At 53.1% G+C, this 26255-nt stretch carries 27 protein-coding genes; 9 read left to right on the top strand and 18 right to left on the bottom strand.

Annotation, left to right across the window (positions count from 1 at the left end):
* Nucleotide 1 precedes the first annotated feature (1 nt).
* The 4 genes from C2U43_RS03480 to C2U43_RS03500 all read left to right on the top strand — a co-directional run bounded on the left by C2U43_RS03480 (nucleotide 2) and on the right by C2U43_RS03500 (nucleotide 5086).
* Nucleotides 2-397, top strand: a complete 396-nt coding sequence (locus tag C2U43_RS03480; protein WP_003828585.1) for an enamine/imine deaminase — start codon at nucleotides 2-4, stop codon at nucleotides 395-397.
* Between the two features lie 87 nt (nucleotides 398-484).
* Nucleotides 485-1849: an L-serine ammonia-lyase gene (gene tdcG, locus C2U43_RS03485; protein WP_008785882.1), complete on the top strand. Its 1365-nt coding sequence runs from the start codon at nucleotides 485-487 to the stop codon at nucleotides 1847-1849.
* A 570-nt stretch (nucleotides 1850-2419) separates the two neighbouring features.
* Nucleotides 2420-3751: an amino acid permease gene (locus tag C2U43_RS03495; RefSeq protein ID WP_020996346.1), complete on the top strand. Its 1332-nt coding sequence runs from the start codon at nucleotides 2420-2422 to the stop codon at nucleotides 3749-3751.
* A 24-nt stretch (nucleotides 3752-3775) separates the two neighbouring features.
* A complete protein-coding gene (locus C2U43_RS03500) occupies nucleotides 3776-5086 on the top strand; it encodes an L-cysteine desulfidase family protein (protein WP_008785880.1) in 1311 nt (436 codons plus the stop codon).
* A 54-nt stretch (nucleotides 5087-5140) separates the two neighbouring features.
* Here C2U43_RS03500 and C2U43_RS03505 read toward each other — a convergent pair whose 3' ends face one another.
* The gene (locus C2U43_RS03505) at nucleotides 5141-5290 is read right to left on the bottom strand and encodes a hypothetical protein (RefSeq protein WP_003828578.1); all 150 of its coding nucleotides are present in this window, start codon (nucleotides 5288-5290) and stop codon (nucleotides 5141-5143) included.
* Between the two features lie 26 nt (nucleotides 5291-5316).
* Complete coding sequence (locus C2U43_RS03510; protein ID WP_103284680.1) at nucleotides 5317-6018, bottom strand: pirin family protein; 702 nt, start codon at nucleotides 6016-6018, stop codon at nucleotides 5317-5319.
* 104 nt (nucleotides 6019-6122) lie between these two features.
* On the opposite strand from C2U43_RS03510, the gene yhaJ reads away from it, so the two are divergent.
* The gene (yhaJ, locus tag C2U43_RS03515; RefSeq protein WP_003024855.1) at nucleotides 6123-7019 is read left to right on the top strand and encodes a DNA-binding transcriptional regulator YhaJ; all 897 of its coding nucleotides are present in this window, start codon (nucleotides 6123-6125) and stop codon (nucleotides 7017-7019) included.
* 108 nt (nucleotides 7020-7127) lie between these two features.
* Here yhaJ and C2U43_RS03520 read toward each other — a convergent pair whose 3' ends face one another.
* The 11 genes from C2U43_RS03520 to C2U43_RS03570 all read right to left on the bottom strand — a co-directional run bounded on the left by C2U43_RS03520 (nucleotide 7128) and on the right by C2U43_RS03570 (nucleotide 14407).
* Nucleotides 7128-7493, bottom strand: a complete 366-nt coding sequence (locus C2U43_RS03520) for a DUF805 domain-containing protein (RefSeq protein WP_008785879.1) — start codon at nucleotides 7491-7493, stop codon at nucleotides 7128-7130.
* 125 nt (nucleotides 7494-7618) lie between these two features.
* On the bottom strand, nucleotides 7619-8605 hold the full coding sequence (gene yqjG / locus C2U43_RS03525; protein ID WP_103284681.1) for a glutathionyl-hydroquinone reductase YqjG: 987 nt from the start codon (nucleotides 8603-8605) through the stop codon (nucleotides 7619-7621).
* Between the two features lie 72 nt (nucleotides 8606-8677).
* Nucleotides 8678-9070: a DoxX family protein gene (locus tag C2U43_RS03530; RefSeq protein WP_003024847.1), complete on the bottom strand. Its 393-nt coding sequence runs from the start codon at nucleotides 9068-9070 to the stop codon at nucleotides 8678-8680.
* Between the two features lie 173 nt (nucleotides 9071-9243).
* Nucleotides 9244-9543 carry a YqjK-like family protein gene (locus C2U43_RS03535; protein WP_103284682.1) on the bottom strand — a complete coding sequence of 100 codons (300 nt, stop codon included), beginning with the start codon at nucleotides 9541-9543 and terminating at the stop codon, nucleotides 9244-9246.
* Nucleotides 9540-9938, bottom strand: coding sequence for a phage holin family protein (locus C2U43_RS03540; protein ID WP_103284683.1), 399 nt, complete (start codon nucleotides 9936-9938; stop codon nucleotides 9540-9542). The genes C2U43_RS03535 and C2U43_RS03540 overlap by 4 nt, the downstream gene beginning before the upstream one ends.
* A 2-nt stretch (nucleotides 9939-9940) precedes the next feature.
* Nucleotides 9941-10246, bottom strand: coding sequence for a DUF883 family protein (locus tag C2U43_RS03545; protein WP_003024832.1), 306 nt, complete (start codon nucleotides 10244-10246; stop codon nucleotides 9941-9943).
* A 33-nt stretch (nucleotides 10247-10279) separates the two neighbouring features.
* Nucleotides 10280-10648 (bottom strand): DUF1090 domain-containing protein, encoded by a 369-nt coding sequence (locus C2U43_RS03550; protein WP_103284684.1) that lies wholly within the window; start codon nucleotides 10646-10648, stop codon nucleotides 10280-10282.
* 148 nt (nucleotides 10649-10796) lie between these two features.
* The gene (gene mzrA / locus C2U43_RS03555) at nucleotides 10797-11165 is read right to left on the bottom strand and encodes an EnvZ/OmpR regulon moderator MzrA (protein ID WP_172111181.1); all 369 of its coding nucleotides are present in this window, start codon (nucleotides 11163-11165) and stop codon (nucleotides 10797-10799) included.
* 18 nt (nucleotides 11166-11183) lie between these two features.
* On the bottom strand, nucleotides 11184-11846 hold the full coding sequence (gene yqjA, locus C2U43_RS03560) for a DedA family general envelope maintenance protein YqjA (RefSeq protein WP_003828561.1): 663 nt from the start codon (nucleotides 11844-11846) through the stop codon (nucleotides 11184-11186).
* A 348-nt stretch (nucleotides 11847-12194) separates the two neighbouring features.
* Complete coding sequence (gene exuR / locus C2U43_RS03565) at nucleotides 12195-12971, bottom strand: transcriptional regulator ExuR (protein ID WP_003828559.1); 777 nt, start codon at nucleotides 12969-12971, stop codon at nucleotides 12195-12197.
* Between the two features lie 134 nt (nucleotides 12972-13105).
* Entirely contained in the window at nucleotides 13106-14407 is a 1302-nt protein-coding gene (locus tag C2U43_RS03570; protein ID WP_003828557.1) for an MFS transporter, read from the bottom strand.
* A gap of 472 nt (nucleotides 14408-14879) precedes the next feature.
* On the opposite strand from C2U43_RS03570, the gene uxaC reads away from it, so the two are divergent.
* The 3 genes from uxaC to C2U43_RS03585 all read left to right on the top strand — a co-directional run bounded on the left by uxaC (nucleotide 14880) and on the right by C2U43_RS03585 (nucleotide 18487).
* Nucleotides 14880-16292, top strand: coding sequence for a glucuronate isomerase (gene uxaC, locus C2U43_RS03575; RefSeq protein WP_003024811.1), 1413 nt, complete (start codon nucleotides 14880-14882; stop codon nucleotides 16290-16292).
* Between the two features lie 15 nt (nucleotides 16293-16307).
* On the top strand, nucleotides 16308-17795 hold the full coding sequence (locus C2U43_RS03580) for a UxaA family hydrolase (RefSeq protein ID WP_103284685.1): 1488 nt from the start codon (nucleotides 16308-16310) through the stop codon (nucleotides 17793-17795).
* Nucleotides 17796-17932: 137 nt separating this feature from the next.
* Nucleotides 17933-18487 (top strand): YgjV family protein, encoded by a 555-nt coding sequence (locus C2U43_RS03585; protein WP_103284686.1) that lies wholly within the window; start codon nucleotides 17933-17935, stop codon nucleotides 18485-18487.
* A gap of 16 nt (nucleotides 18488-18503) precedes the next feature.
* Here C2U43_RS03585 and sstT read toward each other — a convergent pair whose 3' ends face one another.
* From sstT to C2U43_RS03605, 4 genes are all read right to left on the bottom strand, one after another.
* Nucleotides 18504-19748: a serine/threonine transporter SstT gene (sstT, locus tag C2U43_RS03590; RefSeq protein ID WP_103284687.1), complete on the bottom strand. Its 1245-nt coding sequence runs from the start codon at nucleotides 19746-19748 to the stop codon at nucleotides 18504-18506.
* Nucleotides 19749-19990: 242 nt separating this feature from the next.
* Nucleotides 19991-20959: a TerC family protein gene (locus tag C2U43_RS03595; protein ID WP_048216385.1), complete on the bottom strand. Its 969-nt coding sequence runs from the start codon at nucleotides 20957-20959 to the stop codon at nucleotides 19991-19993.
* A gap of 271 nt (nucleotides 20960-21230) precedes the next feature.
* Complete coding sequence (locus C2U43_RS03600) at nucleotides 21231-22229, bottom strand: Gfo/Idh/MocA family protein (RefSeq protein ID WP_008785868.1); 999 nt, start codon at nucleotides 22227-22229, stop codon at nucleotides 21231-21233.
* Between the two features lie 72 nt (nucleotides 22230-22301).
* Nucleotides 22302-22802: a M48 metallopeptidase family protein gene (locus C2U43_RS03605; RefSeq protein WP_016154609.1), complete on the bottom strand. Its 501-nt coding sequence runs from the start codon at nucleotides 22800-22802 to the stop codon at nucleotides 22302-22304.
* Between the two features lie 82 nt (nucleotides 22803-22884).
* On the opposite strand from C2U43_RS03605, the gene rlmG reads away from it, so the two are divergent.
* The gene (gene rlmG, locus C2U43_RS03610; RefSeq protein ID WP_008785866.1) at nucleotides 22885-24021 is read left to right on the top strand and encodes a 23S rRNA (guanine(1835)-N(2))-methyltransferase RlmG; all 1137 of its coding nucleotides are present in this window, start codon (nucleotides 22885-22887) and stop codon (nucleotides 24019-24021) included.
* Between the two features lie 53 nt (nucleotides 24022-24074).
* Here the strand turns inward: rlmG and C2U43_RS03615 are convergent, their stop codons facing one another.
* Nucleotides 24075-26093 (bottom strand): NADPH-dependent 2,4-dienoyl-CoA reductase, encoded by a 2019-nt coding sequence (locus C2U43_RS03615; protein WP_103284688.1) that lies wholly within the window; start codon nucleotides 26091-26093, stop codon nucleotides 24075-24077.
* Nucleotides 26094-26255: the final 162 nt, after the last annotated feature.

Genomic DNA, 26255 nt, shown 5'->3' on the forward strand with positions numbered 1-26255 from the left:
TATGAGAAAAGTAATTGCAACCGAATGTGCGCCAGGGGCGATTGGGCCTTACGTACAGGGTGTGGATCTGGGCAGCATGGTGTTGACGTCAGGTCAAATCCCGGTATGTCCACAGACCGGTGAAGTGGCAGAAAACGTGGCCGATCAGGCGCGTCAAAGCCTGGAAAACGTGAAAGCGATCGTCGAGTCCGCAGGTTTGAAAGTGAGCGATATCGTGAAGACGACCGTTTTCGTTTCTGACCTGAACGACTTCGCCACCATTAATCAGGTGTACCAGCAGTTCTTTGATGAGCATAAGGCAATTTACCCTACGCGCAGCTGCGTACAGGTCGCCCGCTTACCAAAGGATGTGAAGCTGGAGATTGAAGCCATCGCCGTACGTGGCGACACGCTGTAATCCCTTGCGGGGCGATCTCAGGATCGCCCCGATCCTTAATGAGTGTGAAACCTGGTCTTCACTGAACGGCAATCCGAGGGTGTGGATATGATTAGCGCATTCGATATTTTTAAGATTGGCATTGGACCTTCCAGCTCCCATACCGTGGGGCCAATGAACGCAGGTAAAAGCTTTATCGATCTGTTGGTCAGCAGCGGGGAACTTCCCAAGGCTACGCATATTGTGGTCGATCTTTATGGATCGCTCTCCCTGACCGGAAAAGGTCATGCGACGGATGTCGCCATCATGATGGGACTGGCCGGTAACAGTCCGCAAAACGTTAATATAGATTCTATCGCTGGTTTTACTCAGGAAGTGGCCCGTACCGGACGTTTACCGGTTGCAGAGGGCACGCATATTGTCGATTTCTCCCCAGACAAAAATATCCTCTTCCACGCCGAAACGCTGCCGCGCCATGAAAATGGCATGCGTATCACCGCATGGAACGGCACCGAGACGCTATTAAGCAAAACCTATTACTCCGTCGGCGGTGGTTTTATCGTTGAAGAGGAGCAATTTGGTCAGGCGCATGATGTTGAAGCACACGTGCCCTACAATTTTCATTCCGCCAGCGAACTGCTGAAACTGTGTGAGCGCAACGGGCTGTCTGTTTCCGGCCTGATGATGCAGAACGAGCTGGCGATGCGTAGCAAAGAAGAAATCGATGCTGGTTTTGCCGCCATCTGGGATGTCATGCACGCCGGCATTGAGCGCGGCATGAACACCGAAGGCGTCCTGCCGGGTCCATTGAACGTCCCGCGCCGCGCCGTGGCATTACGTCGGTTACTGGTTTCCAGCGATAATCTGTCCAGCGACCCGATGAACGTTATCGACTGGATCAACATGTTCGCGCTGGCCGTGAGCGAAGAAAACGCCGCCGGATGCCGGGTTGTGACGGCACCGACCAACGGCGCATGTGGAATTATCCCTGCCGTATTGGCCTATTACGACAAGTTCCGCCGTCCGGTGAATGCAAACTCCATTGCCCGTTACTTGCTGGCCGCGGGGGCGATAGGGGCGCTGTATAAGATGAACGCCTCTATTTCTGGTGCCGAAGTCGGCTGCCAGGGTGAAATTGGCGTAGCCTGTTCAATGGCGGCAGCCGGGCTGACCGAGTTGCTCGGCGGTAGCCCGTCGCAGGTTTGTATTGCGGCGGAAATCGCCATGGAGCATAACCTGGGGCTGACCTGCGATCCGGTTGCTGGACAGGTGCAAATACCGTGTATTGAACGTAATGCGATCAACGCGGTAAAAGCCGTCAACGCCGCACGCATGGCGCTACGTCGCACATCTGAGCCACGCGTTTCGCTCGATAAAGTGATCGAGACCATGTATGAAACGGGCAAAGATATGAACGACAAATACCGCGAAACGTCACGCGGTGGTCTGGCGATTAAAGTGGTCTGTACCTGAGATGAAAGGGTGCGTTTGTAGGCCGGATAAGGCGTAAGCGCCGCCGCCTCCCTTGCATCCCAGGCTCCCGGCGGGAAAATCGTCGCTGCGCGAGCTATTCGTCTTATTCCGTCTGCCTGTCGGGTCGGGGCCGAGCCTGCATCCATGCAGGCCGTCCCCTCTGCCCGCATCCCTGCGGGCAGTCCCGGTCAGCCGTCAACGCCTCATCGATTTTCAGCCGGACCGGGGTCATCGCTTCAACCCTCTGACTTCCAGTTAAATCTGTTTTGCTGTTTTAACAAAAAACGCAGAAGGTGAGGTGTTAACTGATCAGCATTAGCACTTTGGTGTGCATTTTTTGTTGTGATCTGCTTCAAAAATAGAATTTAAATCCTACATATGCATATAAAAGAGAAAATATTTCTTAACTTTTAGAAATTACAGGGGTTTGTTTGTGAAGTTTTTCTCTGATCCTGCGCGTATGATTTCTTCATTACTCCAATAGCTCACCTGCACCTAAGTACTGCGTATTGCATTGATGCAGTACGAAAAAAATATAAAAACCTCTACCTACACATTGAGCGGGAAATTATGGAAACGGCAACGAATAGTAGCGTAATACTCGACGCATCTGCTCCGGCACGTCGGGCGGGAATGACCGAAAGCGAATGGCGTGAAGCCATTAAGTTCGACAGCACGGACACCGGCTGGGTCATTATGAGTATCGGTATGGCAATTGGCGCGGGGATTGTTTTTCTTCCTGTCCAGGTTGGATTGATGGGGCTGTGGGTGTTCTTGCTCTCCTCTATCATCGGCTACCCAGCCATGTATTTGTTCCAGCGTCTGTTTATCAACACGCTGGCTGAGTCCCCAGAGTGTAAAGACTACCCGAGCGTGATCAGCGGCTATCTGGGTAAGAACTGGGGCATCCTGTTAGGTGCGTTGTATTTTGTGATGCTGGTTATCTGGATGTTCGTTTATTCCACCGCCATCACCAATGACAGCGCCTCCTATCTGCACACGTTTGGTGTGACGGAAGGTTTACTGTCCGACAGCCCGTTCTATGGCCTGGTACTGATTTGCATCCTGGTGGCTATCTCGTCACGCGGGGAACAAATGCTGTTTAAAATCTCCACCGGCATGGTAATGACCAAGCTGCTGGTTGTGGCAGCGCTTGGCGTGTCGATGGTAGGGATGTGGCATCTGCATAACGCGGGTTCACTGCCGCCGATGGCGCTGCTGATCAAAAATGCGATCATCACTCTGCCGTTTACGCTGACCTCGATTCTGTTTATTCAGACCTTAAGCCCGATGGTTATCTCATACCGTTCACGCAACAAATCCATCGAAGTGGCGCGCCATAAAGCCCTGCGTGCCATGAACATCGCGTTCGGTATTCTGTTTGTTACCGTCTTTTTCTACGCCGTTTCCTTCACGTTGGCGATGGGCCACGACGAAGCGGTTAAAGCTTATGAGCAGAACATTTCCGCTCTGGCGATTGCCGCGCAATTTATCAATGGTGCGGGTGCTGGCTGGGTGAAAATCGTCAGCGTTATTCTGAACATTTTCGCCGTTATGACCGCTTTCTTCGGTGTCTACTTAGGTTTCCGTGAAGCGACTCAAGGGATCGTGATGAACATTCTGCGCCGCTATATGCCGGCTGAGAAAATCAACGAAACCTTTGTTCAGCGCGGCATTATGATTTTTGCCATCCTGCTGGCCTGGAGCGCAATTGTGCTCAACGCGCCGGTGCTGAGCTTCACCTCTATTTGTAGCCCTATCTTCGGCATGGTGGGTTGTCTGATCCCGGCCTGGCTGGTCTACAAAGTTCCTGCACTGCACAAATACAAAGGCGCTTCCCTGTATCTGATTATTTTCACGGGCCTGCTGTTGTGCGTTTCTCCGTTCCTGGCATTTTCCTGAGATATTTGAGCAAAGGTTGTTGTTATGTTTGAGACTACATTGAATCCATTATGGGATAGTTTTATCCGCGCGGTGCAGGAAGAAGTTAAGCCTGCGTTGGGCTGTACAGAACCTATCTCTCTGGCTCTGGCGGCGGCGGTTGCATCCTCTGAGCTGGACGGCGCGGTTGAACGCATTGACGCGTGGGTCTCACCGAACCTGATGAAAAACGGCATGGGTGTTACCGTGCCGGGTACCGGAATGGTCGGGTTACCTGTCGCGGCGGCGCTGGGTGCGCTGGGGGGAAATGCCCGTGCCGGTTTAGAGGTACTGAAAGATGCGTCGCCACAAGCGATCGCCGATGCGAAGGCGATGCTGAGCGCTGGCAAGGTTGCGGTGATGCTGCAGGAGCCTTGCGAGGACATCCTCTTTTCCCGCGCGAAGGTTTACAGCGCTGAAGGATGGGCGTGCGTGACGATTGTGGGCGGTCATACCAACATTGTGCACATCGAGACCAATAAGGGCGTAGTGTTCACCACAGAACAGAATGCTCAGGAAGAGGAACAGGAGTCGCCGCTGGCGGTACTGTCTCACACCTCGCTGGAAGAGATTCTGGCGTTCGTGAATGCGGTACCGTTTGAGTCAATCCGCTTCATTCTCGATGCGGCAAAACTGAACGGTGCGCTGTCTCAGGAAGGGCTGCGCGGTAACTGGGGTTTGCACATCGGAACCACGCTTGAGAAGCAGTGTGCGCGTGGCCTGCTGGCGAACGATCTCTCCACCTCTATTCTGATCCGCACCAGTGCGGCATCGGATGCGCGAATGGGCGGGGCGACGCTGCCGGCCATGAGCAACTCCGGCTCTGGTAATCAGGGCATTACCGCGACTGTTCCGGTGATGGTGGTGGCCGAGCACTTTGGCGCGGATGAGGAGAAACTGGCACGTGCGCTAATGTTGTCTCATCTGAGCGCTATCTACATCCATCATCAGCTTCCGCGTTTGTCTGCACTGTGTGCGGCAACTACGGCGGCGATGGGGGCAGCAGCGGGGATGGCATGGATCGTAGATGGTCGCTACAACACCATCGCGATGGCGATCAGTAGCATGATTGGCGACGTGAGCGGAATGATATGCGATGGCGCTTCAAACAGCTGCGCGATGAAAGTCTCAACCAGTGCTTCCGCGGCGTGGAAAGCGGTACTGATGGCGCTGGATGATACTGCTGTAACCGGCAACGAAGGGATTGTGGCGCATAACGTGGAACAATCTATCGCTAACCTGTGTGCGCTGGCGTGTCGTTCGATGCAGGAAACCGACAAGCAGATTATTGAGATCATGGCCAGTAAGGCACATTAATCTGTAGGCCGGGTAAGCCGTTGGCGCCACCCGGCATAAGTCTAAGCCGCCTGTTCAGGCGGCTTCTTCGTCTTCCAGCCGTAGTTCGGCATCGGCCACAATCGCTTCCAGCTCTGTCAGCATTTCTTCATAGCCGAAGGTAACTGTTTCTTGTTTTTTCGGCTCAACCTGAGGCTGGCGTTTTTTTGATGATTTCTTGCTCAATAGTCGTACTCCATTGTTTTCCCTGACTATACGGGCAAATCTATCAGCAAAGCGCGCAGCGGGGTATCGGCGACTAACGTTATGTTAGTTTCGTCACGAATAAATGCCCCATCGCCACAGGTGAGCGCTTCTTTTTCGGCGCCAGACGTCACCGCATGGAATCTGCCGTGAATCGACTGTAAATAAGCACGTGGCCCATGTAACTGAAAACTCAACGATTCACCTTGCTGTAGCTCAACGTGGTGCAACCATACCTGTTGGCGCAGATGCAGGCTGCCTTGTTCACCGTCCGGCGAGGCCAGCAACTGATGCTTACCGGTGCTCAGCGTGGCTTTCTGTACACAGGCGTTTTCACGCTGCGGGCAGGCGTCCAGCCAGAGCTGCATCCGGGTTAACGGTTTGTCTTTGCTGATATTGTGTTCGCTATAGCTAATCCCGGGCTGTGTCGCGAGCAGCAAAACTTCACCTGCTTTGGCCTTGATATGGTTGCCTTCGCTGTCTCGGTACTCCGCTTCCCCTTCGAGGATCAGATTGACGATATCCACCTTCGGATAGGTCCGTGGCTGGAAAGAGGCCCCCGGTGCCAGAACTTCCTGGTTCAGAACACGCAGCGAGGCATAACCCAGCAGTTTAGGATCAAAATAGTGTCCAAAGGAGAAGGTATAACGGGCCTGCAGCCAGCCGTAGTCTGCTTGCCCGCATTGTTTGGCTGTACGGGTAGTAATCATAGTTCTTGACCTCTCTTTACTTCCTTTTATGTTAAATGGCTAGACGCTGCATTGTTAGCCAGATATTCTGCCCGGTATGTTCAAATTTCCTGAATGAGAACGAGATGGCCAAAGAAAGGGCTTTAACGCTTGAAGCGTTACGCGTCATGGACGCAATAGACAGACGCGGTAGTTTTGCTGCTGCGGCAGACGAACTGGGACGCGTTCCTTCCGCACTTAGCTATACCATGCAGAAGCTGGAGGAAGAGCTGGACGTGGTGCTGTTTGACCGTTCAGGCCACCGCACAAAATTTACTAACGTTGGGCGTATGTTGCTGGAGCGCGGGCGCGTACTGCTGGAAGCTGCGGATAAACTGACTACCGATGCCGAAGCATTGGCTCGCGGTTGGGAAACGCATCTGACTATCGTTACCGAAGCGCTGGTGCCGACGGCGGCGTTTTTCCCGCTGATCGACAGGCTTGCCGGGAAGGCCAATACCCAGCTTTCCGTTATTACCGAAGTTCTGGCCGGGGCGTGGGAGCGTCTTGAGCAGGGGCGGGCGGATATCGTGATTGCGCCGGATATGCATTTTCGCTCATCCTCAGAAATCAACTCGCGCAAGCTGTACTCGCTGATGAACGTCTATGTAGCGGCCCCGGATCATCCCATTCATCAGGAGCCGGAACCGTTATCGGAAGTCACCCGCGTTAAATACCGTGGGATCGCGGTGGCGGATACCGCCCGTGAACGTCCGGTGCTGACGGTTCAACTGCTGGATAAGCAGCCGCGTCTGACGGTGAGTACGATAGAAGATAAACGTCAGGCGCTGTTGGCAGGACTTGGCGTGGCGACGATGCCGTATCCACTGGTGGAAGAGGATATTGCGGCTGGTCGGCTGCGGGTCGTTAGTCCGGAATCGACAAGCGAGATAGATATTATTATGGCCTGGCGTCGTGACAGCATGGGCGAGGCGAAATCCTGGTGTCTGCGGGAAATCCCCAAGCTGTTTGCGGGTAAATAGCCTGACTGTTACGCCGGATGCGGTGCGAAGCACCTTATCCGGCTTGGAAGACGGAGTATGTTGTAGGCCTGATAAGCGCAGCGCCATCAGGCATCTACATATGCTACGTCAGGATAACTGTTTGGGATCGGGCCCGAAGCGGTTGCTCCCCTGAGTCCCGTTTTGACAGTTGAAAATGATGATCACCAGCCAGCCTACGATCGGGATCAGCAGCACCAGTAGCCACCAGGCTGAACGATCGGTGTCATGTAAACGCCGGAACTGTACCGCCCACCACGGAATAAAGACCAGAACCCCGTAAATCGTCGTTAATATGCCTTCTCCACCAGCGCGCTCCCAGCCAAACATTCTGTCCAGAATACCCAGCACGAATGTGAAGATGATGTTGACCAGCACAAACATCCAGTATTCTTTACGACGTGCGCGGCCACCAAAACCAAAGTAATTCTTTAATACGTTTAAATACCAATCCATTTTTGCCTCGTTCTGCATTCAATTACTTGTTTTTAAAGTAATCAAATTAAGAATAGCTGTGAATGAAATGATGGTAAATATTTACGGTATTAATTATTTAGCCCCCAAATGGGGGCCTGTGTAAATCAGGCGAAACGCTCGTCACGCCCATGAGGTTCGTTGAGGTCCTGCCACGGCCCAACAGAAATAATGCCGGTCGGGTTAATGGTTTTGTGGCTACGGAAGTAGTGATTGCGGATGTGATCGAAATTGACGGTTTCCGCAATACCCGGCATCTGGTAGATATCACGCAGGAAACCGTACAGGTTCAGATAGTCGCTAATCCGGTGTTTGTCGCACTTGAAGTGGGTGACATACACGGGATCAAAGCGTACCAGCGTGGTCCACAGGCGAATGTCGGCCTCGGTTAACTGGTCGCCGGTCAGGTAGCGATGTTGCCCAAGGAGCTGCTCCAGTCGTGCCAGAGATTGAAAGACGTTATCCACGGCGTCGTCGTAGGCTTCCTGACTGGTGGCAAATCCGGCTTTATACACGCCGTTATTAACGTTGTCATAAATCCAGCCGTTCAGCTCGTCGATTTTACTTTGCAGGGCAGGGGGATAGTAATCTCCGGCTTTCGCGCCCAGCGCATCAAACGCGGTGTTAAACATGCGGATGATTTCTGCAGATTCGTTGCTGACAATAGTGTGGTTCTTTTTATCCCACAGCACCGGGACGGTGACCCGACCGCTGTAGTGCGGATCGGCGTGTAAATAGAGCTGATAAAGAAATTCGTGTTGATACAGGGTATCGCCAGTTGCCGCCGGGAAGTTATCGTCAAAGGTCCAGCCGTTTTCCAGCATCAGCGGATGCACAACAGAAACGGAAATAAACGGTTCCAGCCCTTTGAGTTTGCGCAAAATCAGCGTGCGATGCGCCCACGGACAGGCCAGAGAAACGTACAGATGATAGCGGTCTTTTTCGGCAGCAAAGCCACCTTCACCGGTCGGGCCAGGCGCGCCATCCGCGGTGAGCCAGTTACGGAAAGCCGATGCAGAACGTTGAAATTTTCCACCGGTTGATTTGGTATCGTACCAGGTGTCATGCCAGACGCCGTCAATCAGTTGTCCCATGATTTTCTCCTCCTCAGATAGCAAAAGCGAGGAGATATCTCCTCGCTTTTTGATGTGTTCAGTATAGTTTGCTTACCACTTTTTATTCAGCACGCGGTCAATACTAAATGCGCCTGGACCGGTGATAGCCAGCAGCAGGAAACCGCCTGCGATGGTCAGGTTTTTCATGAACATCAGAGAGTTCACACCTTCCGCAAAGTTGCTGTGGAAGAGGAACGCCGTCAGCAATGTGAAGCCTGCGGTGAACAGCGCGGTTGTACGAGTCAGGAAACCGAACAGAATTGCCAGACCGCCGCCAAACTCAAGCAGAATCACCAGCGGCAGCATAAATCCTGGGACGCCCATGGCTTCCATGTACTGTTGGGTACCCGCATATCCGGTGATTTTTCCCCAACCTGCGGTAATAAACAGGATTGGCATCAGAATGCGCGCTACCAGTACACCAACATCTTCTAATTTCTTCATCATACTCTCCAGGAAACCACTCAGGCGGCTTATTGTGTTTTTTTGTGCATCGACGCTGCAGAGCGCGTCGTTGCTGTCGATGGAGAGAATCATAAACGTGCTTAATGAGAATTGTTAGCAAGGAAAACTGTCAGTATTTTTCAAAAATTTTGAGGTTGGGGGCAAGGAAAGGATTAGCCGCGCAGTTGCTGCTGTCTGATGGTCGATTTCACCAGACGCCAGATACTCCAGACGCTAAAGCCGCGCTTAGCCCAGCGTACCAGCAGATTCGGGTTGCGGATGGTGCGAACCGCCATAATACTGCTCCCGACCAACACCCAGCCACGCAGGTTCAGTAGCGTCTTCCAGCCACGATCGTAGACCTCGGTTGCTTCCAGCCAGTCTCGGCGAGTCGTAGACAGATCCAGCCGTTGCTGCTGGATCTGTCCAAGCAGTTGCGCCTTACGCTTTTGACGTTCGACTTTGCTGCTCATAATGCATCATCCTCCAGGGCTTGCCTGTCATTAGCGAGTTCCTGGCGTGTATGGCGTAGCAGCGTTGTTTTACGTGCTTTACGCAGCGTCCATATCCCGCCAATCAGCGCTAACAGCAACAGCACAACGGTGGTGGCAATCATGGCGTTCAGGCGGTATTGAGGGTCAATGGCCCAGATGATAAGCACCATCAGGCTCATCAGGCCAAACGCCGCGAACAGCATAGTCAGCCCAAGCATCAGCAGGATCTGGATGAGATTGGCTTTTTCCTCTTCCAGCTCAACGACGGCCAGCCGCAGCCGTGTTTCTACGATCTCAACGAGAATCGTCAGGATCCGCTGTCCAATACCCAGTACGCCTTTGCCTGGACCTTGTGCGTGTTGAGAATCAGCCATTGTTAACGGCGCGACAGCAGTACACCAAGCACCACACCGACTGCAGCGCCAATGCCGACGCCTGTCCATGGGTTTTCGCGCACGTAGTTATCGGCTTTAGCCGCGGCCTCACGGGTCTGTTTGGCAATTACATCGCTGGTTTCACTCAGACGATGGCGGCTCTCGCGCAGCGCATGTTCGGCTTTGCTGCGAATTTTACTCATCTCTTCCTTCGACTTATCGCCAGAGGAGCTAAGTACTTCTTCAAGCGTATCCGCAAGAGATTTCAGCTCAGCGCGCAGGTTTTCCGTAGCATTATCTTTCGACATAGTTTTCTCCAGTTGAGTGGCTAGTTACCGTACTTAGTAATCGCGGGTCTCGAGTTCTTTTAGCTCTTGCTGAGCTTCAGCAAGCTTGTGTTCGCGCTTTGCGATTTTTTCCGCATCGCCTTTTTGCTTAGCTTCGGCTAAGTCACGTTGACGCTCGGCAATCTCATTTTTCTGCTCGGCGATTTTTTTCTGATGGTTGGCGCGCAGTTTGCTGTCTGTACAGTTTGCTCTGACTTCGCTCAGCGCTTTGTTCAGCCCATTGATACGGCTCTGATTGTTGTGTTTTTCGGCATAGCTAATCTCCCGCTGAATGTCTTGTTCTTTTTCCTGACAGAGGGTGGTGGCGTAGCTGCCGGCACTGAGAGCGAAAAGGCTAATTGCCAAAGCGATGCGGTATTTCATTCTTGAACCTTCCATTGTGATTCGACCTCGTCGTTTAGGGTCGATGCTCCAGAATAATAAAGCGTTGGGTCATAAACCCAGTTTATTAATCATAGGCGCTAAACGGTGAAATCACCAAAGTGAGTGATCTAATTCAGATTCCTGGAAATTAACCAAAACGGTGTGGGGTCTCACGTAAGCGGGATAACCACTGAACCGCCTGATTATTATCATCCTGCTGAGCGATAACGAAACCGTGCGGTAACGTTCGATCCAGTACGACCTTCGCCGCTGCGCTCTGTGCACTGGAATCAAAGGTAATCAGCAGGGCGTCATTTTGCGGAGTGATGCTTTTAAAACGAATGCCGTTGGCATCCAGGTGATGCCAGATAGAGAAGCCATCAGGCATGCTGACTCCCTGGTTTACGGCACGAATGGCAAGCGTTGACTCCTGCTGGCGAATGACCGACCAGGTCAGGAGCAACGCGCCGATGAACAACATAAAAGTGGTGGACCAGGCAAGTCGTCGGAGCGTTATGCATGATTTCAGCATAATTTACCCTCGGTTCCCGTATTTCTTTTTCCAAAGAACAACCAGTGAACCTGCCAGACCAAACACCAGTAACACCACAGGAAGCAGCATCAGGCAAGACATCAGCTGATCTTCATATTTGAGAAACACCGGTGTTTTGCCCAGCAGATAGCCCAGCGATGTGAGAATAAGGACCCAAAGCAGTCCGCTCATCCAGTTAAAGAACTGAAAGCGCGCATTGTTCAGGCCGGACAATCCTGCGATGGTCGGCAGTAATGTTCTGACAAACGCGATAAAGCGACCGACCAGCAGCGCAGACAAGCCATGCTTATGGAACAGATGATGCGCACGCTGATGGTAATGTGCAGGAAGATGAGATAACCAGTTTTGCACTGTGCGGGTATTGCCCAACCATCGACCTTGTATATAGCTGAGCCAGCAACCGAGGCTGGCTGCGGTGGTGAGTAGTAGCACCGTTTGCGGAAAACCCATTGCGCCTTTGGCAATAAGTACGCCGACCAGTACCAGCAAACTGTCGCCAGGTAAAAAGGCTGCTGGCAGCAGTCCGTTTTCCAGAAACAAAATGGTAAAGAGTACAAAATAGAGCATGCCAATCATGGAAGGATTGGCCAGCGTTTCAAAATCCTGAGCCCATAAAGCATTTAGTAATTGAGTCAGTAGTTCCATTCAATATTCCTGGAGAATCGGTTGTCGTCATGCCGGTTTTCTGGTTTTTGTAACACCACGATTTTATTAATATTTTTTACATGATTCGCGGTTTGATACAAATTCACGGCCTGAACTATTCCCTGTAAAGTTGTGAAGTTAGCAAGCTCTTAAACACAAAAATTCAAACAGCATCTAATTGTAACAAAGGTCAACGTAGTCCGTTATAGAAATTACGGTTGTTGAACTGTGATTTTGCTTATCGCAATGGAGGGTGGCGAGAGGATTTACACAGGCTGACATTTTATACCTAATGCTTACCAAGTGTCAGAAACAGGCGCGTGGTCGCGCCTGCATTGATAAGATTGTTTATTTTGCGCTGTTAGCTGCTGTATCGAGGTGAACGACCGGATTTTCGGTAAATAGATAACGGTCCGCATTGAACTCAAAATCATCGCTGGTTTCGTTAAACAGCATCTGCTTCGTGTTCTCAAGATGCTGCCACATCGCCAGTTTGGCGGCATGAGGATCTTTGCGAATCAGCGCCCGAAGGATCTGGTCATGGTCATCACACCAGTTATCAACCGTGCGCAGGTCGATGTGGTCGTGCAGTTTCTTCCAGTAGGGGTTATGAATGCGCTGAGTCCACATTTTTTCAACAATCGCGGCCAGAGCCGAGTTCTGCGTTGCCAGGGCGACCTGTACATGGAACTGGAGATCCCACTCGGAGTCACGAAAGCTTTTTTCGTTTCGTGATTTCTCCTGAATCTCCATCAGCTTCATGATGTCCTGTTTGGTCACCTGGGTGGCGGCAAACTCGGCAATGTTACTCTCAATGAGCTGACGCGCTTGGAGCAGCTCGAAAGGACCGTAGCTGGCAAATTCCAGGTTTTCATCTGGCGCAACATAATGTCTGGGTTGGTTGGAAATGACGTGGATCCCCGATCCTTTGCGCACCTCAACGTAACCCTCTACCTCGAGCATGATAATTGCTTCACGAACCACGGTACGGCTGACATTTTTTTCATCGGCGATAAAGCGCTCGGCAGGGAGTTTGTCACCCACCAGATAGACGCCTTGCTCAATGCGTTCTTTCAGATCAGCTGCAAGTTGTTGGTACAAACGTCGTGGTTCGGTGATTTCCATATGCGCTCCAGGCATGATACGGCAGACTATATTTGTTATACCACTTTTGCGATTACTGCTCCACTCGCGGCGATAAAAAAGCCGCCAGATAACTGGCGGCTTTGCATTATATACCCTTGATGAAAAGCAGCGGGTTAATTTTGCGGAGCGGGATCGCCAGTCTGTGATCCCGAGTCGACCTCGCTGGCCGATTTGTTTTGCAAGACCGTCCAGATAACGAGTGCGCCGAGCAGGTCGAATACCGCCAGTACGGCGAACAGCGGGCTAAAGCCGATAGTGTCAGCCAGTGCGCCAACAACCAGTGCAAACAGCGTACTGGCAAGCCAGGCGGACATACCGGTCAGACCGTTTGCCGTTGCCACTTCATTACGACCAAATACGTCAGAAGAAAGCGTAATCAGCGCACCGGACAGCGCCTGGTGAGCAAAGCCTCCGACGCACAGCAGGGCGATAGCAATGTACGGGCTGGTGAACAGACCAATCATCCCTGGGCCAATCATCAGCAATGCGCCCATGGTGACGACCATTTTACGTGAAACGATCAGGTTAACGCCGAACCAGCGCTGGAACAGCGGCGGTAAGTAGCCCCCAACGATACAGCCCAGGTCAGCAAACAGCATCGGCATCCAGGCAAACATCGCAATCTCTTTCAGGTTAAAGCCGTAGACTTTAAACATGAACAGCGGGATCCAGGCGTTGAAGGTACCCCAGGCCGGCTCTGCCAGGAAACGCGGCAGCGCGATGCCCCAGAACTGGCGGTTACGCAGGATCTGACCGAGCGACATTTTTTTCGAGGTCGCGTTTTTATGCTGTGATTCCTGACCATTCAGAATGTAATCACGTTCTTCATCAGACAGCTTTTTCTGGTCGCGCGGGTGTTTGTAGAACACAAGCCAGCACATCGCCCAGATGAAGCTCAGCGCACCGGAAATAATGAATGCCATCTGCCAGCTGTGCATGACGATTGCCCAGACGACCAGCGGCGGAGCAATCATCGCACCGATAGAAGAGCCGACGTTAAAGTACCCAACGGCAATTGAACGTTCTTTTGCCGGGAACCACTCAGAACTGGCTTTCAAACCCGCAGGGATCATTGCGGCTTCAGCGGCACCTACCGCGCCACGCGCCAGCGCCAGTCCACCCCAACTGCCAGCCAGTGCGGTCGCGCCACAGAAGACGGCCCACAGAACGGCGAACATCGCGTAACCAACTTTTGTGCCGAGCACATCGAGCACGTAGCCGGCAACGGGTTGCATTACGGTGTAAGCAGCAGAATACGCTGCGATGATATAGGAATACTGTTGAGTGGAGATGTGTAACTCTTCCATCAGAGTTGGCGCAGCTGCCGCCACAGTGTTACGTGTCAGGTAACCCAGCACGGTGCCAAGCGTCACCAGTGCAATCATGTACCAACGTAACCCTTTAATTTTACGCATGTAAAACCTCATCGTTTTGTTATGTCCGCGAACGAGCGGTCATCTTCCAGTTCAGGGCGGAGGATGTTCTTTTACGAGGGGGGACCGAAAAAAAAGCCGGTACTCCCCGAACTTTGCCATGTCAATAATTGTGCTAATTCGGTTTCCGTACCGGTCAATCCGATGGTGATACATCGGTAATTTGCATTCCGTCGGCTTATGTATCGCGACGGCCAAAAGATAACTTGTCATACAGCTTTAAAAGGTGAGTGCCATCACAAAAGTGTGAATCTTCGTGTGGTCATTATTTCGATTCAGCAAAGCCAGCGCTGGCGCGGCTTGACGCGTGATTTACCTCTTTGAGAGTAATTTTTTTGTCACCATTTGTTGATCTAACTCACGAAAATATCTTCAGTGTATGGAAATTGGTGTGATAACTTTGTCAACATCAAAACATAAGCAATCTGACGCACTCGTTGAGAGGAAGACGATAATGACCCCGTTTATGACTGAAGATTTCCTGCTGGACACCGAATTTGCCCGCCGTCTGTACCATGATTACGCCAAAGACCAGCCGATCTTCGATTACCACTGCCATTTACCACCGCAACAAATCGCTGAAAACTACCGTTTTAATAACCTGTATGACATCTGGCTGAAGGGTGATCACTACAAATGGCGTGCGATGCGTACTAATGGCGTCGCTGAGCGCTTGTGTACCGGCGATGCGTCCGATCGCGAGAAGTTTGACGCATGGGCCGCCACGGTTCCGCACACTATCGGTAACCCGCTGTACCACTGGACCCACCTCGAATTACGTCGCCCGTTTGGTATTACAGGTAAGCTGCTTTCTCCTGCGACTGCTGATGAAATCTGGAACCAGTGCAACGAGCTGCTGGCGCAGGATAAATTCTCCGCGCGCGGCATCATGCAGCAGATGAATGTGAAAATGGTCGGCACTACCGATGACCCGATCGACTCTCTGGAGCATCATGCGGCCGTAGCTAAAGACGGAAGCTTTGATGTGAAAGTGCTGCCGAGCTGGCGTCCGGATAAAGCCTTTAACATTGAGCTGGCGACCTTTAATGACTACATGGCGAAGCTTGGTGAAGTGTCTGACACGGATATCCGCCGCTTCAGCGATCTGCAAGCTGCACTGACCAAACGTCTGGATCACTTCGCGGCTCACGGCTGTAAAGTTTCTGACCACGCGCTGGACGTGGTGCTGTTTGCCGAATCTAACGAATCTGAACTGGATAGCATTCTGGCGCGTCGCCTGGCGGGTGAAACCCTGAGTGAGCATGAAGTTGCCCAGTTTAAAACCGCCGTGCTGGTGTTCCTTGGTGCGGAATATGCTCGTCGCGAATGGGTACAGCAGTACCACATCGGCGCGCTGCGTAATAACAACCTGCGCCAGTTCAAACTGTTGGGCGCGGATGTTGGCTTCGACTCCATCAATGACCGTCCGATGGCTGAAGAACTGTCCAAACTGCTGAGCAAGCAGAACGAACAGAACCTGCTGCCGAAAACCATTCTCTACTGCCTGAACCCGCGTGATAACGAAGTGCTGGGCACCATGATCGGCAACTTCCAGGGCGAAGGTATGCCGGGCAAGATGCAGTTCGGTTCCGGCTGGTGGTTCAACGATCAGAAAGACGGGATGGAACGTCAGATGACGCAGCTGGCCCAGCTCGGCCTGCTGAGCCGTTTCGTCGGCATGCTGACCGATAGCCGTAGCTTCCTGTCATACACGCGCCATGAATACTTCCGTCGCATTCTGTGCCAGATGATTGGCCGTTGGGTTGCTGCAGGTGAAGCACCGGCAGATATCCAGTTGCTGGGTGAAATGGTCAGAAATATTTGCTTTAACAATGCGCGTGATTACTTCGCCATTGAACTGAACTAAGGCCCGGGTGAAGGTATGCAATACATCAAGATCCATGCGCTGGATAACGTCGCGGTAGCGCTCGCTGATTTGGCTGAAGGAACCGAAGTCACCGTTGATGGGCAGGCGGTAACCCTGCGTCAGGCGGTCTCTCGTGGCCACAAATTCGCTTTACGTGATATTGCGAAAGGCGAAAACGTCATTAAATACGGTTTGCCAATTGGTCATACGCTGGTGGACGTTGCGGCGGGTGAGCATATTCATGCTCACAACACGCGCACTAATCTGAGCGACCTGGACACGTATAGCTACCACCCTGATTTTCAGGCGGAAGTTGCACAACCGGCGGATCGCGATGTGCAGATCTACCGTCGTGCCAACGGCGATGTTGGCGTGCGCAACGAACTGTGGATCCTACCGACGGTTGGCTGTGTTAACGCCATGGCGCGCCAGATGCAGAACCGTTTTCTGAAAGAGACTAACGATGCCGAAGGAATCGACGGCGTACATCTCTTCAGCCACACCTACGGCTGTTCACAGCTCGGCGACGACCACATTAACACCCGCACCATGCTGCAAAACATGGTGCGTCACCCGAATGCGGGTGCGGTGCTGGTGGTTGGCCTTGGTTGTGAAAACAACCAGGTTGATGCCTTCCGCGAAACCTTAGGCGAGTACGATCCTGAGCGCGTTCACTTCATGGTCTGCCAACATCAGGAAGACGAAGTGGAAGCGGGGATTGAACATCTTCACCAGTTGTACAACGTGATGCGTAACGATAAGCGTGAGCCGGGTAAACTGGGTGAGCTGAAGTTTGGTCTGGAATGCGGCGGCTCTGACGGCCTGTCCGGTATTACCGCCAACCCGATGCTGGGGCGTTTTTCTGACTACGTGATTGCCAACGGCGGCACCACCGTACTGACCGAAGTACCGGAAATGTTCGGCGCCGAGCAACTGCTGATGGACCACTGCCGCGATGAAGAAACGTTCGGCAAGCTGGTCACCATGGTCAATGACTTCAAGCAGTACTTCATTGCTCACGACCAGCCGATCTACGAGAACCCATCGCCGGGCAACAAAGCGGGCGGTATCACCACGCTGGAAGATAAATCTCTCGGCTGCACGCAAAAAGCAGGCTTCAGCCAGGTGGTGGACGTATTGCGCTACGGCGAACGTCTGAAGACGCATGGTCTGAATCTACTGAGCGCACCGGGTAACGATGCGGTGGCGACCAGTGCCCTGGCGGGCGCGGGCTGTCATATGGTGCTGTTCAGTACCGGTCGCGGTACGCCGTACGGTGGTTTTGTGCCGACGGTGAAAATTGCTACCAACAGCGAGCTGGCGGCGAAGAAAAAGCACTGGATCGACTTTGACGCTGGACAGTTGATCCACGGCAAAGCGATGCCGCAGTTACTGGAAGAATTTGTCGATACCATCGTCGAGTTCGCCAACGGCAAGCAAACCTGCAACGAGCGGAATGATTTTAGAGAGTTAGCGATATTTAAAAGCGGCGTAACATTGTAGTAAATACCTGATGGTACCTGCATGCAGGTCTGCGCAAACCGTAGGCCTGATAAGCGCAGCGCCATCAGGCACAAACCGTTGCCGGATGTGGCGAACTCGCCTTATCCGGCCTACGAGATAGAATTGGGGTTGCTTGCATGACCGCGTATTGGCTGGCCCAGGGCGTAGGTGTCATCGCCTTTCTGATCGGCATTACCACCTTTTTCAATCGCGATGAGCGCCGGTTCCGGCTGCAACTCGCCGTCTATAGCGCCACCATTGGCGTGCATTTTTTCCTGATGGGCGCCTGGCCTGCAGGCATGAGCGCAGAACTCAACACCATCCGCACACTTGTCTCAATGCATACCCGCAAACTGTGGGTAATGACCGTTTTTATTGTCCTCACCCTGGTTCTCGGGCTGGCGAAATTACAGCATGCGATGGAGCTGTTGCCGATAATTGGCACGCTGGCCAGTACCTGGGCGCTGTTCCGCTGCAAAGGGTTAACCGTGCGCTGCGTCATGTGGTGCGCAACTGCCTGTTGGGTTATCCATAATTTCTGGCTGGGATCGATTGGTGGGACGATGATCGAAGGGAGTTTTCTTGTGATGAACGGCCTGAATATTATTCGCTTCCGGCGAATGCAAAAACACGGAATTGATCCGTTCAAAATTGAAAAAAGCGTACAAGAAGAGAACCCCTCCGCCCGATGACGGAGGGGCGTCGGGATTAGCCGCGCAGGGCGTTATTTGCCAGACGCTCGTCTTCTGCCTGGCAGGCTGCAGCGGTAAACAGGACGTCTGTAGAAGAGTTCAGCGCCGTTTCACATGAGTCCTGCAATACGCCGATGATAAAGCCAACGGCAACAACCTGCATGGCGATGTCATTCGGGATACCGAACATGTTGCACGCCAGCGGGATCAGCAGCAGAGAACCGCCGGCCACGCCCGATGCACCACAGGCACACAGCGAAGCCACCACGCTCAGTAACAGCGCAGTCGGTAAATCAACCGGAACACCCAGCGTATTCACCGCCGCCAGCGTCAGTACGGTAATGGTGATCGCCGCGCCCGCCATATTGATGGTGGCTCCCAGCGGAATAGACACCGAATAGGTATCACGATCCAGATTCAGTTTCTCACACAGTGCCATGTTCACCGGAATATTTGCCGCCGAACTGCGGGTAAAGAAGGCATACACGCCGCTTTCACGCAGACAGGCCAGCACCAGAGGGTACGGGTTACGGCGAATTTTCCAGAAGACCAGCAGTGGGTTAACCACAAATGCCACCAGCAGCATACAGCCTACCAGTACGGTCAGCAGTTGGGCGTAGCCCCAAAGCGTTGCGAAACCGGTGGTTGCCAGCGTGGAGGAGACCAGACCAAAGATACCGATTGGCGCGAAACGAATCACCAGTTTCACCATAAAGGTGACGGCGTTGGACATATCATTGACCAGATTTTTGGTCGTTTCATTACCGTGGCGCAGTGCAAAGCCCAGACCAACGGCCCATACCAGAATACCGATATAGTTAGCGTTAAGCAGGGCATCAACTGGGTTAGAAACCATGCTCATCAGCAGGCCGCGCATCACTTCAACAATCCCGGACGGCGGTACGATATCCCCCGCACTGCTGGAAAGATGCAGTGTTGATGGGAAAGCAAAGCTGAAGACAACGGCGGTTAATGCCGCTGAAAATGTTCCGAGCAGGTAGAGGAACAGAATGGGGCGGATATTGGTTTTTTGCCCGTGCTGGTGGTTGGCGATAGAAGCCATCACCAGCATCAGAACCAAAATTGGCGCGACGGCTTTTAATGCGCCGACGAACAGCGTACCCAGCAAACCAACGGCTTCAGCCGCAGGTTTTGACACCAGTGCCAGTAAAATCCCCAGTACCAAACCGATCAAAATTTGTTTAACCAGGCTCCCTTGCGCCAAACGCGAGAGTAGCCCCGATGAACGTTGCGTAGTCATGTAGTAATCCTTTCATTGTGTTGTTGCCTTACCTTTGTGCGTTCTGTTGACGCATCTTTCAGGATCGGGCAAATGTTTGCATGGCTGAGTATAAGGAAAGAACGCGGTTCGGGAAGCGAAATATCCTGGATTCCGCGTTGAGATCATATTTTATAACTTTAACTTAACATTATTTTGACATGATAAACAAAAAGCCCGACGCACGCAGTGTGCTGTCGGGCTTTTCAGCTAGCAGATGAAACTTACTGTATTTGCTGCTTTTTATCGTGCTGGTGGTTGACCCACGCGTTAACAACCAGCGTCACAAACAGAATGCCAAATACCACGCCTAACGAGATAGCGATCGGGATATGGTAGAAATCGACGATCAGCATCTTAATACCGATAAACACCAAAATGACCGACAAGCCGTACTTCAGCATGGAGAAACGCTCCGCCACGCCCGCCAGCAGGAAGTACATCGCACGCAGACCCAAAATAGCAAACAGGTTCGAGGTCAGCACGATGAACGGGTCGGTGGTCACGGCAAAGATAGCCGGAATACTGTCGACGGCAAAAATCACATCGCTCAGCTCAACCAGAATCAACACCAGCATCAGCGGCGTAACAAACAGCAGGCCGTTTTTACGCACGAAGAATTTTTCATCTTCGATGGTATCGGTCATGCGCAAATGACCGCGCAGCCAGCGTACTAACGGTCTGTCGCCAATACCGGAGGCATCTTCTTTCGCCAGCGCCATCTTCACGCCGGTAAACAACAGGAACGCGCCGAACACGTACAACAGCCACTCAAACTGGGTGATAAGCCAGCTGCCCGCGAAGATCATGATCGTACGCAGCACAATCGCACCCAGCACGCCATACACCAGTACCCGACGCTGCAACGCAGGCGGTACGGAGAAGTAGCTGAACAGCATCAACCAGACAAAGACGTTATCTACCGCCAGCGATTTTTCGATCAAATAGCCGGTCAGGAACGCCAGCGCCTGTGGGTCGGCAACGGCGCGCCCCTGGGTTTCCGCCAGGTACCACCAGAAGGCGGCGTTAAACAGTAACGAGAGCGTTACCCAGACGATAGACCAGGCTGCAGCCTGCTTCATTGACATCGTATGCGCGCCACGACGCCCCTGCAACAGCAGGTCGATGGCCAGCATAATTACCACTACGACAGCGAAGCCACCCCATAACAACGGTGTGCCGACAGTATTCATTGTATTTCCCCATGCATAAAAAAAACGGCCAACGCCGAATGACGTTAGCCGCTGCTTTTTATGCATAGACCTTGCCATTCGGCAAGGTCTCACTTACAACAACAAAGGAATACGGTGGCGTATTCCTTTGTTATCGCCCGGTGACCGGATGTGGTTTTTCACACATCGTAATGACGATCAACCGACAACGAAGTTACTCCCCTTTGCGGGTTACAAAATATTACAGGCCATGCTTTCAGTCAATGGCCTGCAACATTCGTTTTACACACCTTTACGCAGTCAGCGATGTTTCCGCTTCGTCTGCCGGGAAAACCACGCCGGTCTGGCGGCGAATCTCCGTTTGCAGTTTGGCGGTGATACGGCTGACGGCCAGTGCCGGGTGATCCACTTCGCCGGATTCAACCAAATGGGCAAAAGCCTCTGCCTCATACAGCATAGTATTGATGTGTTGAGGCGTCGTCAGATCCTGCGTTTTCCCACCGCGTGGCACGAAGCACACCTTTTGGCATTCGGAGATATGCTCGATGACCAGCGATCCCGACTCGCCCTGAATTTCACTGGCTAATACCGAGTCGCTTACTTTTGAGTGCTGGAGCGTAACGCTGAAATCACCGTAATTCAGCACTACCACGCCGTGGGCATCCACGCCACTTTCCAGCAGGCTGGCGCTGGCCTGAACGCTCTGCGGTTCGCCCCACAGCGCAACCGCTGAGGCCAGGCAGTAAAAACCGATATCCATAATCGAGCCATTGGAGAACGCCGGATTAAACGTGTTCGGATTTTCACCGTCCAGATAGCGCTGGTAACGCGAGGAGTACTGGCAGTAATTGATAAACGCTTTCCTGATTTTTCCTACTCTGGGTAGTGATTGCTGTAACAGCAGGAAATTAGGCAGGTAGGCGGTTTTAAACGCTTCAAACAGCACGACCCGATTCTCACGCGCGCAGGCGATAGCGGCTTCGGCTTGCGCCAGATTGGAGGCCAGCGGCTTTTCGCAAATAACATGCTTTTTGTGCCGCAAAAACAGCTCGGTCTGAGGGAAATGCAAAGAGTTTGGACTGGCTATGTAGACGGCGTCGATCGCCTCGCTTTGCGCCATCGCTTCCAGCGAGGTAAACAGATGTTCGACAGGGTAATCGTTGGCGAAGGTCTGCGCCTGCTCAAGGCTACGAGAATAGACTGCGGTTAACTTATATTTGCCGGTTTCATGGGCGGCATCGACAAACTGGCGGGTGATCCAGTTTGTGCCAATTACTGCGAAACGTATCATAAAGGCCTTCAGGCTGCGAAAAGGGATTCTTTCGTCAATTTAGCATGCCCTGAAGACAAAGCCAGTGCGCGACTACGCAGTTTGCTTTAACGATTGTTGCGTTAACCACAGGCGGGTATCGAACTCCAGTTGATGATACTGAGGCTCCATATGACAGCAAAGCTGGTAAAACGCTTTGTCGTGCTCTTTTTCTTTCAGATGCGCCAGTTCATGAACGACGATCATGCGTAAAAAGGGTTCTGGGGCATTGCGAAACACGGTGGCGACGCGGATCTCCGCTTTGGCTTTGAGCTTACCGCCCTGCACGCGAGAGACGGCGGTATGCAGCCCCAACGCATTCTTCAGAACGTGGATCTTGCTGTCATACATGACTTTATTCAGCGGCGGGGCGTTACGCAGAAACTGATTTTTCAGATCCTGGGTATATTGCCAGAGCGCTTTGTCAGTCGCGAAGTCATGCGTACCCGGATAGCGCTTCTCCAGCACTGCGCCCAGGCGCTGCTCAGCAATCAGCGTTCTCACTTGAGAAAGCAAATGTTCCGGGTAGCCCTGGAGGTAAGTTAGTTGGTTCATTCATGTCCACGCAAATCATAAAAGTGTATACTCACGCACCCTTTTCAGGGATACGCCGAAATTTTACCATTCAGGAGGGCCGATGAGCCACATAGACAACGGTTTCCGTTCGCTGTCACTTAAACGTTTCCCGGAAACGGATGACGTTAACCCGCTGCTGGCGTGGGAAGCTGCAGATGAATATCTGCTGCAACAGCTGGACGATACCGAGATTAGCGGCCCGGTGCTGATCCTGAATGATACCTTCGGCGCGCTGGGCTGTGCGCTGGCGGAACATACGCCGTACAGCATCGGCGATTCCTATCTCAGCGAGCTTGCCACGCGCGAGAACCTGCGTCACAACGATATTGCCGAGTCGAGCGTCAAGTTCCTCGACAGTACCGCTGACTATCCGCAGGCGCCGGGCGTGGTGCTGATTAAGCTGCCAAAAACCATGGCGCTGCTGGAGCAGCAACTGCGTGCGCTGCGCGAAGTGGTAACGCCAGAAACGCGCATCATCGCCGGGGCAAAAGCGCGTGATGTACATACCTCGACGCTGGAACTGTTTGAAAAAGTGTTGGGCCCAACCACCACGACGCTGGCGTGGAAAAAAGCGCGTTTGATCAACTGTACGTTCAGCAAACCGGAGCTGGCCGCTGCCTCGCAAACGCTAAGCTGGAAGCTGGAAGGCACCGACTGGACTATCCATAACCACGCCAACGTCTTCTCCCGTACCGGGCTGGATATCGGCGCGCGCTTTTTTATCGAGCATCTGCCGGAAAACCTCGAAGGGGAGATTGTGGATCTCGGCTGCGGCAACGGCGTCATCGGTATGACGCTGCTGGCGAAAAACCCAGAAGCCAGTGTGGTGTTTGTTGATGAATCGCCAATGGCGGTGGCTTCAAGCCGCTTGAACGTGGAAAGTAACATGCCTGAAGCGCTGGATCGCTGCGAGTTTATGATTAACAACGCGCTGTCTGGCGTTGAACCGTTCCGCTTTAACGCTGTGCTGTGCAACCCACCGTTCCACCAGAAGCACGCGCTGACGGATAACATTGCCTGGGAAATGTTCCACCACGCCCGTCGCTGCCTGAAAATCAACGGTGAGCTGTATATTGTGGCTAACCGTCACCTCGACTACTTCCACAAGCTGAAGAAGATTTTCGGCAACTGCGTAACCATCGCCACCAATAATAAATTCGTGGTGCTGAAAGCGGTCAAAACCGGTCGCCGTCGGTAATAGCGGGTGCCGGATGCGGCTAACGCCTTATCCGGCATACGAAATACATCCTGTTAAATTTCCAGTGCCAGCCTGGTGCCTTGCGCAATAGCGCGTCGGGCATCCAGTTCCATCGCCACATCGCAGCCGCCGATCAGATGCACCGTTTTACCTGCCGCGTGCAGCGGATCGACCAGCTCACGGCGCGGCTCTTGTCCGGCGCAAATCACCACGTTATCCACGTTAAAGATCACCGGTTCACCGTTCAACACAACGTGTAACCCATCATCATCAATCTTCTGATAGCTGACTGCCGGGATCATTTTCACGCCGCGTGAGAGCAGGGTGGCGCGATGGATCCAGCCCGTCGTTTTACCTAAACCTTGCCCCGGTTTGCTGGCTTTTCGCTGCAGCATCACTATCTGGCGAGGGCTGCGGGATAAGTGCGGGCCTTCCGGGCGTAAGCCGCCAGGCTGTTGCAGGCTGGTGTCGATCCCCCATTCCACGCAGAACTCCGCTATGTTCTGGCTGGTGGGTTCACCCGGCTGACTCAGATACATTGCGGTATCGAAACCGATCCCGCCGCAGCCCACGATCGCCACGCGTTTACCCACCGGCGTTTTATCGCGCAGCACGTCGAGATAGCTCAGCACTTTAGGATGATCGATCCCCTCGATCGGCGGCATGCGTGGCTCGATCCCACTGGCAAGGATCACTTCGTCGAAGGTGTGCAGATCGTGTGCGCTGACAAAGTGATTCAGCTTCAGGGTCACGCCAGTCACGTCGATCATCCGACGGTAGTAGCGCAGGGTTTCATAGAATTCTTCTTTGCCGGGGATCTGTTTGGCGATATTAAACTGCCCGCCAATCTCGCCATGTGCGTCAAACAGCGTCACGTGATGCCCGCGCGCTGCGGCATTAATGGCGAAGGCGAGGCCCGCAGGACCCGCACCGACAACCGCCAGATTTTTCGGCACAGCTGCCGCAACGATCGGCATTTTGGTCTCATGGCAGGCGCGCGGATTGACCAGGCAAGAGGTGACTTTGCCGACGAAGATCTGATCCAGACAGGCCTGGTTACAGCCGATACAGGTGTTGATCTCATCCGCTCGTCCGGTTTGCGCTTTTGAAAGTAGTTCGGCATCGGCGAGGAACGGACGGGCCATCGATACCATATCGGCATCGCCACGGGCCAGAATGTCGTCGGCGACCTGGGGATCGTTAATGCGGTTGGTGGTGACCAGTGGGATTGTTACATGCCCTTTCAGCTTACGCGTCACCCAACTAAACGCACCGCGCGGTACCGGGGTAGCGATAGTGGGAATACGTGCCTCATGCCAGCCAATACCGGTGTTAATAATGGTGGCCCCCGCGGCTTCTATAGCCTGCGCCAGCTGAACGGTTTCGTCGAAGGTTCCGCCGTTTTCCACCAGATCGAGCATCGACAGGCGGAAGATAATAATAAAGTCATTCCCGGCACGCTGACGTACCGCTCGCACCACCTCAACGGCAAACCGCATGCGGTTGGCATACTCACCGCCCCATTGGTCATCGCGCTGGTTGGTACGCAGGGTCAGGAATTCGTTGATGAGATACCCTTCCGACCCCATCACTTCCACGCCATCGTAGCCCGCTTCCCGCGCCAGCTGTGCGCAGTGGGCAAAATCTTCAATCAACTGCAGCACTTCATCGTGCGTTAATTCATGTGGCGTAAAGCGGTTAATGGGGGCCTGAATTGCAGAAGGCGCCACCAGATGCGGCTGGTAGCTGTAACGTCCGGTGTGCAGGATCTGCAGGGCGATTTTGCCGCCTTCGTCATGCACGGCATCGGTAATGACGCGATGGTGAGCAAGCTGGCTGGTGTCGTTCAGCATCGCACCGCCTTCCATTCCCACTCCGGAAAGCGCAGGCGCAATGCCTCCGCTCACAATTAACGCTACGCCATGACGGGCGCGCTCGGCGTAGAACGCGGCCAGCCGTTCTGCACCATCGGGATACTCTTCCAGCCCGGTATGCATTGAACCCATCAGCACGCGGTTTTTAAGCGTGGTGAAGCCTAAATCGAGCGGGGCGAACAGCGACGGATAGCTCATAAAGGTGTCCAGTATGTAAAATTATTGTTATGTGGTCGGATGAGTTAATAATTTAGCCGTCGCCGCGTAAAAGGGAAAAGGGGAATGCCGTGATTGTGATGGGATTCAAAAAAGGAGTGGAGGCAGAGGACGAAATTGCCGGATGGCGGCTACGCCTTATCC

It is taken from the genome of Citrobacter freundii complex sp. CFNIH9 (genome assembly GCF_002903305.1).
In the GTDB taxonomy this organism is placed as follows: Bacteria; Pseudomonadota; Gammaproteobacteria; order Enterobacterales; family Enterobacteriaceae; genus Citrobacter; species Citrobacter portucalensis.

Excerpts from the sequence above, each read along its gene's own strand:
- C2U43_RS03500 (WP_008785880.1), top strand. The coding sequence starts at position 3,776 with ATGTTTGAGACTACATTGAATCCATTATGGGATAGTTTTATCCGCGCG.
- yhaJ (WP_003024855.1), top strand. The coding sequence starts at position 6,123 with ATGGCCAAAGAAAGGGCTTTAACGCTTGAAGCGTTACGCGTCATGGAC.
- C2U43_RS03580 (WP_103284685.1), top strand. The coding sequence starts at position 16,308 with ATGCAATACATCAAGATCCATGCGCTGGATAACGTCGCGGTAGCGCTC.
- C2U43_RS03615 (WP_103284688.1), bottom strand. The coding sequence starts at position 26,093 with ATGAGCTATCCGTCGCTGTTCGCCCCGCTCGATTTAGGCTTCACCACG.
- C2U43_RS03540 (WP_103284683.1), bottom strand. The coding sequence starts at position 9,938 with ATGGCTGATTCTCAACACGCACAAGGTCCAGGCAAAGGCGTACTGGGT.
- C2U43_RS03510 (WP_103284680.1), bottom strand. The coding sequence starts at position 6,018 with ATGATTACTACCCGTACAGCCAAACAATGCGGGCAAGCAGACTACGGC.
- C2U43_RS03495 (WP_020996346.1), top strand. The coding sequence starts at position 2,420 with ATGGAAACGGCAACGAATAGTAGCGTAATACTCGACGCATCTGCTCCG.
- C2U43_RS03545 (WP_003024832.1), bottom strand. The coding sequence starts at position 10,246 with ATGTCGAAAGATAATGCTACGGAAAACCTGCGCGCTGAGCTGAAATCT.
- C2U43_RS03550 (WP_103284684.1), bottom strand. The coding sequence starts at position 10,648 with ATGAAATACCGCATCGCTTTGGCAATTAGCCTTTTCGCTCTCAGTGCC.
- exuR (WP_003828559.1), bottom strand. The coding sequence starts at position 12,971 with ATGGAAATCACCGAACCACGACGTTTGTACCAACAACTTGCAGCTGAT.
- C2U43_RS03480 (WP_003828585.1), top strand. The coding sequence starts at position 2 with ATGAGAAAAGTAATTGCAACCGAATGTGCGCCAGGGGCGATTGGGCCT.
- rlmG (WP_008785866.1), top strand. The coding sequence starts at position 22,885 with ATGAGCCACATAGACAACGGTTTCCGTTCGCTGTCACTTAAACGTTTC.
- yqjA (WP_003828561.1), bottom strand. The coding sequence starts at position 11,846 with ATGGAACTACTGACTCAATTACTAAATGCTTTATGGGCTCAGGATTTT.
- C2U43_RS03585 (WP_103284686.1), top strand. The coding sequence starts at position 17,933 with ATGACCGCGTATTGGCTGGCCCAGGGCGTAGGTGTCATCGCCTTTCTG.
- C2U43_RS03535 (WP_103284682.1), bottom strand. The coding sequence starts at position 9,543 with ATGAGCAGCAAAGTCGAACGTCAAAAGCGTAAGGCGCAACTGCTTGGA.
- C2U43_RS03520 (WP_008785879.1), bottom strand. The coding sequence starts at position 7,493 with ATGGATTGGTATTTAAACGTATTAAAGAATTACTTTGGTTTTGGTGGC.
- tdcG (WP_008785882.1), top strand. The coding sequence starts at position 485 with ATGATTAGCGCATTCGATATTTTTAAGATTGGCATTGGACCTTCCAGC.
- sstT (WP_103284687.1), bottom strand. The coding sequence starts at position 19,748 with ATGACTACGCAACGTTCATCGGGGCTACTCTCGCGTTTGGCGCAAGGG.
- C2U43_RS03605 (WP_016154609.1), bottom strand. The coding sequence starts at position 22,802 with ATGAACCAACTAACTTACCTCCAGGGCTACCCGGAACATTTGCTTTCT.
- C2U43_RS03600 (WP_008785868.1), bottom strand. The coding sequence starts at position 22,229 with ATGATACGTTTCGCAGTAATTGGCACAAACTGGATCACCCGCCAGTTT.
- C2U43_RS03570 (WP_003828557.1), bottom strand. The coding sequence starts at position 14,407 with ATGCGTAAAATTAAAGGGTTACGTTGGTACATGATTGCACTGGTGACG.
- uxaC (WP_003024811.1), top strand. The coding sequence starts at position 14,880 with ATGACCCCGTTTATGACTGAAGATTTCCTGCTGGACACCGAATTTGCC.
- C2U43_RS03530 (WP_003024847.1), bottom strand. The coding sequence starts at position 9,070 with ATGAAGAAATTAGAAGATGTTGGTGTACTGGTAGCGCGCATTCTGATG.
- yqjG (WP_103284681.1), bottom strand. The coding sequence starts at position 8,605 with ATGGGACAACTGATTGACGGCGTCTGGCATGACACCTGGTACGATACC.
- C2U43_RS03595 (WP_048216385.1), bottom strand. The coding sequence starts at position 20,959 with ATGAATACTGTCGGCACACCGTTGTTATGGGGTGGCTTCGCTGTCGTA.